Origin of the sequence: Novosphingobium fluoreni, from assembly GCF_014196615.1 — a bacterium.
In the GTDB taxonomy this organism is placed as follows: Bacteria; Pseudomonadota; Alphaproteobacteria; order Sphingomonadales; family Sphingomonadaceae; genus Novosphingobium; species Novosphingobium fluoreni.
Map to the genome: position 1 here is coordinate 1 of NZ_JACIDY010000018.1, position 12,350 is coordinate 12,350.

The window sequence follows — 12,350 nt, forward strand, 5'->3', positions numbered from 1 at the left end:
CTCTCCTTCGGCAGTGCCAAAGGACACTCCTTACGAGAGCCTCATCGCGGCAGGGCATCGCCCGCGCAACACGTCGGAGCCCGGACGCTTACAGGCGATTGGGCAGCGATGTCAGAACATCACTCCGCGCCATGCTGACGGACGAGATTCGGGCTGCGATCTCCGTCTGGGATTCGTCATAGCGTACGATCATCGAACGCACCGCGCCCCCGATCAATGCCAGTATGACAATCGCCATCGCCGCATAGGTCTCCTCTTCCTTGAGCAACGAAAAGACGATGATTGGCGCCATCGCGAGGACGATACTGGTGATCGCCAATCGGGGACGTAGCCCGCAATTGGCGGCCACGCCCGCGCAATACCCCACCGCCAGGCACACCGTGATCATGTGCAATTCAGGCTGGGATGCGCGAAACACTAGTCCGCAAAACACGCTCATGACAAGTGCAAACCCGATGTAGGGTAGCGCAAAGCTAGCCTCCAGCCGAGCCGCCTCGCGACGAGAAACCAGAGGTGCGAACGCCTTGTCGCGTAGCAGCATCGCCATCGCTATACGCCAGCCATTCAGCGCGGTTCCCAACAGACCAATCATCAGGAACGCGACACCCTGTGTCTTCTCAAAAGCGATCCACACATTCAGGAGAAAGATCGCGGCCATTACGCTCGATGGCGTGACGCTGGAAAACAAGCTGCGAACTTGCGCCACGTAAACGTGATCTGTGACCGGCTCTGTCGTGGTGAAGGGCAAGGTTTTGGTCAGCCAAAGAGTTCGTGAACGCCGGGGTAGCGAAAGATCCTTGCTATTCCGTTAGGCAGGTAGGAAGCCGGTTGGCGTGACGAACGCGGAGGGCGGCATGGTTGCGCCAACCGCGCATCAGAAAGTGCGCCTCACTCCGATCGTGAGAGGAGGCGATCCAGTTCGGCCATGGCGGCATCGAACTCGGCGATCGCCAGAGCGGGCAGGGCAGGGGCCTCCGCCGCGTAGGCTGGTTCTTCGGCGGTGGGTGACATGGTCGCGCGCAGGGAGACCTTGCCCTTCTCCGTCACTCTCTCTGCCAACCCGGAAGCGGTGAGGGCATCGCTCACCGCGTAAGTGCCGCGCCGGCTGATCCCGAATGCGATGGTCATCTGATCAAGGCCAAGCGGCGCGAAGCCGGCGAGCATCATCCACACTTGCGGCGCGCGCGCGCTGGAACGCAGATGCGAAAACCGCGCTCGCATCAAGCTGGCGGCGGTCCGCGCGTCTTGGATGAGGCCCGCCATTGCGACGGCGCTAGCCTCCAGCGCCTTTACCGCAATCGCATCGTGCCGCCCACCCTCTGCTGGCCGCAGGGCTTCTGCGCGGATCGCGCCCGGCATCGGCAAGGCGGGGCGCAAGATGCCGGCGGACGTCAGAATGGAGCCTAGCGCCAAATCCACCGCCCATAGCGGCGTGGGGGGAGCGGGCTGATCGACCGCAATATCCCGGCCGGAAATTCCCAACATGCGCGCACCCTGCTCCAACGGTGCGAACATCTGATCCGCCGCCAACAGCGCGTTAAGCCGGATCAGTGCCTTGAATGGCAGAGGACTTTCATCCGGCCGATCGGCCTGGACAACGATAGCCACGGCCCGGTCGACCGCGTCGCTCGCTGCCGCAAGATCAAGATGATCCGGCCGATCCGATACGAAGCGGGCTGACACCGCTACGGTCTGCGCGGCCGTTGCCAGTGGCTCCCATGGATGGTTGCTCAACTCCCCCACAACCGCGCGGGCGATAGCGTGCGCTGACCACTGCGAGGAGGCGTTTTCCTGCGGTCCGCGATCCAGGCCGCCGAACCACGCATCGAAGCGAAAGGCGGCATCGGCAAACCCGGCCTGCGCCAGCGCCGAAATGATGGTCGTCCGCAGCAACGCGTAGCTGAACAGCCGGCTTTCAGCGCTGCCCAGCATGGAGACCAGGCCACCCAGACGCCCCAACGCCAGAGCGCAGTTCGCCTGGGCCTCCCCCAGCTCCCGAAGAGCTGGTGGCTCGTCATCATACCAGGGGTCGGAAGATGCCATAAGCGGCGTTTAGAAAGATCGGGTGAGGGAGGGAAGGGCGCAGTGATGTACTTGGCTCAATCCCCGGCGGCATCGATCACGCGAGATATGACAGAGGGGCAGGGCGGCTGCGCGATGCCATGTTCCGCCTGATCGCTGAAACAACCCATGCTGAAGGGCCTGCTGTAACGGACGCGGGGCGATAAGGAACAAGGGTATCTCGACCCAGACCATGACAAGGCCTGGCTTTGAGCGCCCCGATCAAGGCTTTCGCGCGTGCGCAGGCGAATAAGCCCCCATCGTTAGCCTTCAGATGTCATCCAAGTATTTCCCTCGATCTAGGCCGGGCCCGCAATTCATGTCAGGCCCGGCCTTTGGATCAAAACTTCGCAGACAATTCCAGGCCGTACATCCGGGGTTCGCCGTAGACGGAACTGACAAAGCCTAGTTCGCGGTTCAGACCCAGCACGCCGATGCGATATAGCTTATTGGTGACGTTGTTCATGAACAGGGCGGCGCCAAAGGGCGTGCCCGCGATGCCATCGATGCTGGCGCGCAGGTTCAGCAGCGCATAGCCCGGTTCGTCACCCTCCACGTCAAACTCGTCCAGATGATTGCGCGAGCGGTAGCTGGCGTTGGCGTTGAGGTTCAGGCTACCCATGCCGGTTATATCGGATGCATAGTTGATCGACCCGCCCACCTGGTGGTGCGGCGTACCACGCAGCTCGTATTCCCCCGGCAAGCGGCCTTCCTTGATGTTGACGCCTACGTAGGCGTAGAAGGCGGCGACGGTCAGACCATTGCGAAAGTCCAGTGAGGCTTCGAATTCGCCGCCGTAGTTCTCCTGCTTCGCCGTGTTGTCGATGATGGTGACAGTCGGCGGCCCGGCGAATGTGCGCTGTTTCTGGACGTTCTTGTAATCCTGATAAAACACCGCCGTGCTGGTGGTCAGCTTCGCGGCGCCAATATCGAGATTGTTCTTCATCCCGATTTCGTATTCCTGCACGGTTTCAGGATTGAAGGGGGTAAAAGTCGGATAATTGGAAGCACGCGTGCTGAACCCGCCAGCGCGGAAGCCGCGGCGGGTGGATGCGTAGATGGACGTCGCCTGGCTTGGCTCCCACTGGATCGTCGCATCCCAGGTGATGGCATCCCAGCTTTTCGAGGCGGTGAAGCTGCACTGGTCGATCGGGACCGTCTGCGTTCCAGGCGTGTTGATGTCCGTATCGAAGACGCACAGATTGCGATTGGGCTGCCGGGGGCCGACGGTGGCCTTGCGCTTGTCGTAGTTGTAACGAATGCCGCCGGAGAGCTTTATCGTGTCGGTCAGCGCCAATGTTCCCGCGGCATAAGCCGCATAACTGGTAGACCGGCCCACCGCGCCGTTCTGAGTAATCAGCGTCGTGGCGGTGAGCGTCGCGGGGCTGGCTGCCGTGATCGACAATCCGGGGAACTGCGAGGAGCGCGAACCATCCAGCCCCTTCTCCAGGAAGTAGAACCCGCCCAGCACGAAATCGAGACGGTTGTCGAGCGCCTTGCCTTGGAGTTGCAGTTCCTCGCTGTACGATTTGATATTGGCATACTGGTCGGCAGTGATGACGGTAACGGGTGTACCGTCGTAATCAGTCAAGCTACGGCGCTGGACATGGCGATAGCCAAAGATATTCTTGACGGTGAGGTCGTCGTTCAATTCGTACGTGGTCTTGTTGGTGAAGCCAATATTGCGGTTTGTTTCGAACGGCTGACGATTGAACGCATCGAAACGACCGCCGCCGCCGGGGCCCGGGTCAAATCGGAAGCGCTTGGCAGCGAAGCGGGCCTGCTGTTCGCGGAACGCCGCTGCAAACCCGGGAACGGCTGCAGCGGTCGACGGCGTGCGCAGCGTCGTGGCGAAAGCTGCACCGCCTACTTCATCCGCGTTGTAGAAATCGACGATCGAATTGGATTCGAAACCCTGAAATGGTGTCAGCAAAACGGACGCGCGGAACGTGGTGAAGTCCTGGTTGTCGTACCGCCGCCCATTGCTGACATCCACGGCACAACCATCCCGTTGCCGCGTCTTGCCGGCAAAGCGCACCGCGATACCCTCTGTGACGGGAACGTTGAGCATGCCGTACAGCTCGCGCAGATCATAGTTGCCCAAGGTGCCACGCAGTTCCCCGGTGAAATCCTGGGTCGGTCGATTCGGTTCCACTAGAACAGCACCGCCGGTCATGTTGCGGCCAAACAATGTTCCCTGTACGCCTTTCAGGACTTGCACGGATTGCAGATCGTATAGGGCGTTGCCAAACCCGTAGGGACGCGGTTGAACGACCTCGGCAAAGTATGTTCCAACTGGCGGATCGGTTAGAAGCTGCGGTTCCTGAGAGCGTTGACCGCGAATAGCAAACGCGACGACACTGCGGATGTTGGAGGTGGTGGTGATGGAAAGCGATGGGACGCGCGCGGTTACATCCTGAATATTCTGGACACCTTGCCTTGCAAGCGCCGCACCGTTGAGCGCGGTGATCGAGATCGGAACATCCTGCAACGCTTCCTCACGGCGGCGGGCAGTGACGACGATCGCCCCATCTGCCTCCATTGCAGATGCCGACCGCGTTTGATCCGCACCGGCAGTTTGCGCATGACTTGCGCTGGCTGCAGCCAGTGATCCAAGGCTAACAAGACCCAGTAACCCAATGTTATAATTGCGCATGGCAATCCTCCCCCTGTGATAACGCCTGCTTTGATCCAGGCTGTCGGATTATTATGGGGGTAATCTCTGCTTGGGGGTGAGGTTGTCTATTTGACTAAATGCGGGTGTGTAATTATCATGGTGTGATGGGCGCCGACGCAGCAGTTCTGGCACTTCCAGGCGGGCATATGGCTAGCCTGGGCACCATCGTGGATTTCTATGCGATGATGCGATCTCGGGTGGCAGATCAATTTGCTCCCCGTGACAACGTTGGCATGTTCACGCAGCTCCATATCGTGAGCGGTCGGAGGACCGGTGGCGCTTTCGCCTCGGTGCTTGATACAGGCGGAACACTCCCCCCGAAACGGCATTCAATATCGCCTCATTCATATCTCCGACATGGCTTGCCCAGAAGATGATTTGCCCGCTCGGTGGAGCGAACTGGCAGGAGTGCTGGTCTGGTTGAATGCGCAATATGCCGGGGGTGCTACGATCACTGCCACGGGTGCGGGTATTTATCTGCTGGCGGAAGCTGGCTTGCTTACCGGTTCGGTGCCGCTGCCGCAGAGCATGGCGCGTGCGTTTCGCCTGGCGTATCCGCATCTTACGATTGATACCAAGTCGATTATCGTAGAGCGTGATCGGATGTGGTTGGGGCGCGGCATGGCTCATGACATCATGCTGCTGCTGCGCATGATCGACAAGATGTACGCCCCCTCCATTGCCAGCAGTCTGGCTCATGCCGTGGGCTTGATCAGCCCGGTGGTGGAGGGACTGGCAAAGGATCCCCTCGTCGCCAGTGCCCAGCAATGGCTGTCCGAGCGATCGTCGATACCCGATCTGCGGATCGATGCGATGGCCGCCTATTTCGCGGTCAGCCAGAAAACCTTGATCCGGCGCTTTCGGGCAGAGCTTGGTATGACACCGCGCGATTATTTGCGCGATGCCCGCATCGCTAACGCGAAGATGCAACTGGGGGCGACGGCGCGGCCTATCAGCCAGATTGCACATCTCGTTGGCTATGATGACATCAAGTCGTTCCGCAACGCGTTCCGCGAATTGACAGGGCTTTCCCCCAGCCAGTTCCGCACGGCGGCGCGTGTTTGAGCGTTTCTGCCGCTATTTCGCGACAGCCCAATCTTCTATCATGGCTAGATAACGCAGCATTGCCGCAGTTAAGGTGGCAGAATACGCGATAAGGGCGATGTTGTGATTGTCGACGCGATCGTAGACTGGCTGATGGTACTGGGCCCAATGCGATGCCTGACACTATCCCAAGCGAATGTAGACCAGAACTTAACTAGAAACCGCAGATAGTATCAACAGGCTAGCCACGCCATGCCGGGGCACGATGATCTGGCAGTTGTCGCGCCTGCAGACCATCATGAATGTGCCTGAACAGAAGGGTTTCGCGGTTTGTCATCTTGCCCGGCCCGCGGCACCCCACGTACAAATTGTTGCTGGTGACGTTCCCCAAATGAAATTGCTCTGACTCTAGAACCTGCACCAGCTTTCCAGATGTGAGGGCATCTTTGACGACTTCGTCATTGACCATCGTTAGTCCGATCCCGAAATATCCGATTTCATGCGAAACGTCTACATGGCCACGAACAATGACTTGGCTTGGCGAGCGTGGCGTGCGCACCAATTTGTCCCGAACAAATCTTTCTGAGGATCCGGGTTGCCGCTCCCGATAGAACCATGGGATTGGGCCCTCACCGTTATCGAGGATGACGTGAGTGTGATATGCCAGGTCTTTGACTGTCCGCGGCACCCCCATGCGCGACAGATACGACGGGGCAGCAACGATCACCGATCGCATTTTCATCACTTCGTGATATTCAAGAGGCGACTTTTCCGGCAGACCGCTACGCACAACGATATCTACTTTGTCGTTGTCCGCCAGATCATAGCCAAAACGCATGTCGAGATTGATGCCGGGGTATAATTGAAGGAAATCCGCCAATATCGGAACGAGCCACTGCGAACCAAAGCAGGTGTATGCCGATAAGCGGATCGTGCCGCTCGGCTTCAGAGATATTTCCGAAGCGAGCGACAGCGCATGGTCAAGCTCCTCTACTTGTGTGCGCAATATCTCAAAAAGTCTCAAACCTTCATCAGTCAACCGCACTTCTCGCGTAAGGCGATAGAAAAGACTGAAGCCAAGACGTCGTTCGAACTGTGCGATACTCTGACTGATCGCAGCCGGAGTGACGCCCAACTCCGACGCAGCTTTGCGAAAGCTTAATTCGCGGGCCGCGACGATGAAGGGGACCAAATGATTCCAGTTTCGCATTAGTTGAAAAGATGCATTAGCCTTGCTAATCTGTCAAATGTAAAAACTTGGCCTCCCGTGGGTTAACAGCCCGCGCTAATTCCTGCGCACGGAGAGGAAAGCTGCGATGGCTACGCCACCTTGAAGGTGTGCTAGCAAAGGCCTGCGGGGCGGTAAGGCCATGGAAGTGGCGTGACCGCTCTTGCACAGCCGATGAAAGCAGCAACTCGTTCCGCCGATAGGTTAAAGTCCGCGACAAAGCGGGTAGGGGAGGAATTGATAATGAAATCTGCATATCGGCATGCTTTTGGCGTATCGCTGCTGAGTATCGCCCTGATGGGGCTTTCCAACGAGGCGATAGCGCAGGACGCATCGTCGCAGAATCAGGCGCAAGGGGCGGGCGCGCCCGTTGGCGAACGCGGTTTCGATGATATCATCGTCACGGCCCGCAAGGTGGGTGAGGCATCACAGTCGCTGCCCATCACGATTTCCGCATTCAACGCCGAGCAGGTGAAGCAAAAAGTCATCCTCGATGTCCGCGATCTGCAGACTGTCACCCCTGGATTGACCATTTCGAACAATCAAACGGGGGGCACGCCGGTCTTCGCAATCCGCGGTACGGCGACCGAGCTTGGCATCGACGGCGGCGTTGCACTCTACCTTAACGACGTACCGATCATGAACGCGATCGGACTTTCGACGCAGTTCTACGACATCTCCACCGTTGAAGTGCTGAAGGGCCCGCAAGGCACGCAGTTCGGCACCAACACGACGGGCGGCACCTTGACGGTGCGCACCAACCTACCGTCTCCAGACGTGGAAGGTTACGTCAAGGCCGGCTACGGCAATTATAACCGCAGGGAAGCGGAAGGGATGATTAACCTTCCGGTCAACGATGTGCTCGGTTTCCGTTTCGCTGGCAACTGGATCAAGCGCGATGGCTATGTCAGGAACCCGATCGCCGCGGGCGGCGCGCCTGATCGCTTCGCCAACGAGAATCGCTACTCATTGCGCGGCACGATGCAACTCGCTTCCGGCCCGGTCGATAGCGTGCTGATCGTCGACTATTTCCACCGGAACGAAGCGCCCTCCGGCACCATCCCAACTGACTTTGGCCCCGACGCCGGCTTCGGGATCGACCTCAGGGCCTTGGGTGAGAGAGTTGGCAACCGCAAGACGATGTATGTGGGCGCAGATCCATCCGGTTTGCCCCGGCAGTATTATGGCCGCGCCAAGCTGTTTGGCATCGAGCATCGGGTGAACATAGACGTCACCGACAACTTCAAGGTGCGCAACGTCTTGGGCTGGCGCAAGGACGTTATCGGTTTTTCCGAAGACACATCGGGTCTAACTCTGACGCAGGTGAATATCTACAAGGATACGAAAACCTCGCAATGGACTGACGATATCACCTTTTCGTACTCCGCCCTGGACAATCGCTGGCGGACGAGCGTCGGCGGCTTCTTTCTGCTGAACGACAAGAAGGAAGGGATCAATGCCAATGTCGGGCAAAGCCTGTTCCTGTCCGGCGCGTTTGGTTTCTCACTGCCGCTCGTGATCGACATCCACAATTTTGAGCGCAAGAAATTCACGTCGAAGGCCGTATACGCCAATACAGAGTTCGATATAACCGACAGCCTCAGCGTTGCCGGTGGCTTCCGCTACAACTGGGATCGTATATCCTCGGAAGTATCGGCGTCCCAGGTTAGCGGCGTTCTGCCGAGCTTTGGGCCCAATTATTTTCCCGACGCGCAAACGCCCTGCGCCACGGCAGCCTTGCTGTTCTATCAAGACAGGGACTTCGGGGCTTGCCTAGGCCGCCGTGGGCGCGGCTTCCGCGCTCCGAGTTGGAACGTGGCAGTGACCAATAAGTTCGGACCGCGCGTCCTGGGCTATGCCAAGGTCAGCCACGGCTACCTTTCGGGCGGCACCAACTTCACCATTCGTGAACTGCCGTTCTTCCAACCGGAAACCACGACGATGATGGAGGCCGGGTTGAAGGCCGATTGGTCGATAGCCACGCGCCCGATCCGCACCAATATAGCGCTTTATCGGGGCAAGACCAAGGATAAGCAGGTCTTCGTGAATGCCAACTACGATGATGGTTTCGCGGCTTACGGGGTCATCAACGCGGCGCGCCAGTCAGTATGGGGGATCGACCTCGACGTTCGTTTCTCGCCGTTCCAGGGCCTGACACTGGATGCAGGCTACAACTACATCAAATCGAAGTTCGACAAGTTCGTGATCCCGGGCTTGGGCGGTAACGCTGATGGCAAGACCGGGGCCACTCTCGTCACGCCGACCGACCTCAGCGGAGCGACCCCTGCCCAGACGCCCAAGCACCAGCTGAACGTTGCGGCAAGCTACGAATGGCCGATCGCGTCCACGGCTGGCAAGGTCACAACCACGGTATCGGGCTATTACACCAGCAAGATTACGCAGACGAACGTGTTCAGTGATTACAACGCCCGCTTCGGTGAGCGCTTCAATCAGGTGCCCGGCTATTTCACGGCGAATGCATCCTTGAACTGGAACCAGGTTATGGGCAGCCCGCTCAGCGTTCAGCTTTGGGTCCGCAATTTGTTTGATAAGAACTACCTGACTTCACGCAACGTCCAGTTCCAAGCTTGGGGTTACTCCACCGCCACTTTCGGTGCGCCCCGCACTTACGGGATCAACGCCGAATATCGGTTCTGATCAAACGCCGCGCCGCATGGTTACTCGCTCCGGCGAATTCCGCGGCGCGGCACTTTGTCTTAGCACCAGGACCCGCAATGACAGATGAGACGATAGGCTTGGAAAAGCCGACACATGAAGAGAGTGCCATGCGGGCATATCAGGCTGGCATGAGCGGGTGGACCGACCCACTTTCCCCAGATGTGCTCCTGGCCCTTGCCGAGAACCTGACCGGACTGTCCGACTGGGGCGGACAGCGGTGGGATGAGGACGAGTTCCGCCACAATTTCACGCTGCTGTGCAACGGGATCGAGGAGACCGGCGAGGTTTCAGGACAAGGACGGCAGCGCTCGTTCGCGCGGCTGTTGACGATATTGGTCTCGAGATTGCGCTATCTCGACGCGCGCAAGCGTACCAGCGGTGTCGAAGAGCAACGCGTTCTGGCCCCGCTGATCGGGACGGGAATGCCGCGCGCCGGCACGACATTCCTGCATGGCGTGATCGCGCAGGACCCGGACCTTCGCGTCGCCCGTGCTTTCGAAGCGGCCATGCCGGTGCCGCTGCCCGGTCAGCATGGTGATCGGCGCGCCCAAGTCTATGACGCCTTGCTTAGTTACCAGGGGATGACCGATCCCGAATTGCGGGCGATGCACCCGTACGGTGCGGAACTGCCGGAGGAATGTCTGTTCCTTCAGGAAGGCGCATGCACTGCGTTTTTCGGTGGGTTCTGGAACGTTCCAGCTTTCATGGCGGCCGCCGCCGACAAGACCGCGCTGGCTTACAAATGGCAGATCGGCGTGATGCAGTACCTGCAGGCCGATGGTGACAAGCGGCGCTGGGCGCTCAAGACCCCCGCGCACATCATGGCTTGGCACGAGATGCGGCTCGCCTTTCCGGATGCGCTGATATACGTCAATCATCGCGATCCCGCCAAGGTGGTCCCGTCGATGACCAGCTTGCTCGTGACCCTGCGAGGGCTCTATTCGGATCAAGCGATCGACCGTGCCGCCGCCGGGCGTGAGCAAGTGGCGGTATGGGCGCAAGCGATGAACGACTATGGCTTGTGGCGGCGTGGCCCGGGGCAGCGCGCCCAGGTGGTCGACATCAATTTCTCCGATCTCACCGCCGATCCGCTCACGGTAATTGCTAACCTGTACGACAGCTTCGGACTCACACTGTCCGCGCTAGCGCGGGAGCGTATGGAACGCCACCTGGCGACCGATCATCATGGCAAGGGTCCGCAACGCCGGTATTCGCTGGCGGAATTCGGCATGACCGCCGACGATATCGATGCCGCTTTCGGCGAATACATAGATCAGTTCGGCATCACCCGCGAGCGTGGCGGCCGGACATGACCCAAGGTAGCAGCACCATGGCCAATCCTATCGCAACGCCCGATCAATTCGCGGCCGAGGCCGACGTGCGCGCCATGCGTTCCGATCCGCGCAGCGACGCCGTGCGCAACCAGATCGCCAAGTATTTCGAGATCGGGTACGGATCTCGCTTGCCCGAAGAGATGCGGCCGATGCTGGGCGATCTGGCGGACGAGTTCTTGACCAACTGGTTTTTCAAGAGCGCAGCCTCTGACAGCCAACACCCGCGACTGGTGCGTGACTTCATGCCGGCGCATGAGTGGCATGGCACCAGTGTTCCCGGCGCGCGAACAGGTGGGGACAATCCGGACAACTGCTATCGTCTGGCAGGGATAGAGCACGGAACGCATTATCGCCTCACCGGGCGGGCCGTGGGACGTAAGCCGGCCAACATCTCGTTTACGCTGGCTAACAACTTTGGCACTTCACAGACAGTGGCGATCCTTGAGGATCACCAGCTCGCCTGGAAGGATGATGGGACCTTCGTCATCGAGATCGACGATCTCCCCAAAGGCGAACGCGAAAACCACCTGCTTACTGCGCCCGGCAACAAGTTCCTCTTCATCCGGGACTCGATGATGGACTGGGGCGTGGAAACGCCGTTCGAGCTGACGATAGAGCGCCTCACGCCGGCAAAGGCGCTGCCGATCGATCGGGATGAGATGTTCGCACGGGCAACGCGCCATGCGCTTCGCGATGTGTTTCAGTACTTCTGGTTCCAGAACATGGTTAGCAGCATCGCGGTCAACACGATCGCGCCGGCGCGGCCCTTGGCCAGTTCCGGCGTGGGTATGTCCACACAAGGAACCAGCAGCGGTCATTTCCACCTGGGGCCCGACGATGCCGCTATCCTGACGTGGGATCCGGCCGGCGCAGGTTATGCGGCCGTGGAATTGACCGACTGGCTCTACCGGTCCCTCAATTACCAGAACATTCAATCGAGCCTGACCGCGGCACAGGCGCATATCGATGACGATGGCTTGGTTCGAACTGTCATCGCGCGGCGTGATCCCGGGGTGTGGAACTGGCTGGATACCGGCGGATACGCGAATGTGCTGATGATCCTGCGCTGGCAGGCGATGCAGCCGGAAGGGCGCCCGATTTTCGCTTCGGTGCTAATGACGACGCTGGACGATCTGCGTGGGCAACTGCCACCACAAACCCGCTGGATCAGCGAGAGGGAGCGCGAAGAGCAGTTAGCCGGTCGCAGGGCCGCGTATCAGCGTCGCATCACCTAGAGCGGTTTCCACACGAACTGACTCGGCGGGGATTCCCTTTGCAGGCTCGTTGTGATTCAGGCTTCCTGCTGGTGGCAGGAGGCCAGCGTGGA

At 59.4% G+C, this 12,350-nt stretch carries 8 protein-coding genes; 4 read left to right on the plus strand and 4 right to left on the minus strand.

Features of this window, described 5'->3' with window-relative positions:
* Positions 1-88 precede the first annotated feature (88 nt).
* The 3 genes from GGR39_RS16910 to GGR39_RS16920 all read right to left on the minus strand — a co-directional run bounded on the left by GGR39_RS16910 (position 89) and on the right by GGR39_RS16920 (position 4,603).
* Positions 89-706, minus strand: a complete 618-nt coding sequence (locus GGR39_RS16910; protein WP_183618955.1) for a hypothetical protein — start codon at positions 704-706, stop codon at positions 89-91.
* A 182-nt stretch (positions 707-888) separates the two neighbouring features.
* Positions 889-2,043: a hypothetical protein gene (locus tag GGR39_RS16915; RefSeq protein ID WP_183618957.1), complete on the minus strand. Its 1,155-nt coding sequence runs from the start codon at positions 2,041-2,043 to the stop codon at positions 889-891.
* Positions 2,044-2,401: 358 nt separating this feature from the next.
* Positions 2,402-4,603, minus strand: coding sequence for a TonB-dependent receptor (locus GGR39_RS16920; protein ID WP_246388987.1), 2,202 nt, complete (start codon positions 4,601-4,603; stop codon positions 2,402-2,404).
* A 492-nt stretch (positions 4,604-5,095) separates the two neighbouring features.
* Here GGR39_RS16920 and GGR39_RS16925 point away from each other — a divergent pair, with 492 nt between their 5' ends.
* A complete protein-coding gene (locus tag GGR39_RS16925) occupies positions 5,096-5,803 on the plus strand; it encodes a helix-turn-helix domain-containing protein (RefSeq protein WP_183618963.1) in 708 nt (235 codons plus the stop codon).
* Positions 5,804-6,023: 220 nt separating this feature from the next.
* Here GGR39_RS16925 and GGR39_RS16930 read toward each other — a convergent pair whose 3' ends face one another.
* The gene (locus tag GGR39_RS16930) at positions 6,024-6,974 is read right to left on the minus strand and encodes a LysR family transcriptional regulator (RefSeq protein WP_221226215.1); all 951 of its coding nucleotides are present in this window, start codon (positions 6,972-6,974) and stop codon (positions 6,024-6,026) included.
* A 279-nt stretch (positions 6,975-7,253) separates the two neighbouring features.
* Between GGR39_RS16930 and GGR39_RS16935 the strand changes: the two genes are divergently transcribed.
* The 3 genes from GGR39_RS16935 to GGR39_RS16945 all read left to right on the plus strand — a co-directional run bounded on the left by GGR39_RS16935 (position 7,254) and on the right by GGR39_RS16945 (position 12,258).
* Positions 7,254-9,668, plus strand: a complete 2,415-nt coding sequence (locus tag GGR39_RS16935; protein ID WP_183618969.1) for a TonB-dependent receptor — start codon at positions 7,254-7,256, stop codon at positions 9,666-9,668.
* Between the two features lie 128 nt (positions 9,669-9,796).
* Positions 9,797-11,002, plus strand: coding sequence for a sulfotransferase family protein (locus GGR39_RS16940; RefSeq protein WP_221226216.1), 1,206 nt, complete (start codon positions 9,797-9,799; stop codon positions 11,000-11,002).
* Entirely contained in the window at positions 10,999-12,258 is a 1,260-nt protein-coding gene (locus tag GGR39_RS16945; RefSeq protein ID WP_221226217.1) for a hypothetical protein, read from the plus strand. The genes GGR39_RS16940 and GGR39_RS16945 overlap by 4 nt, the downstream gene beginning before the upstream one ends.
* Positions 12,259-12,350: the final 92 nt, after the last annotated feature.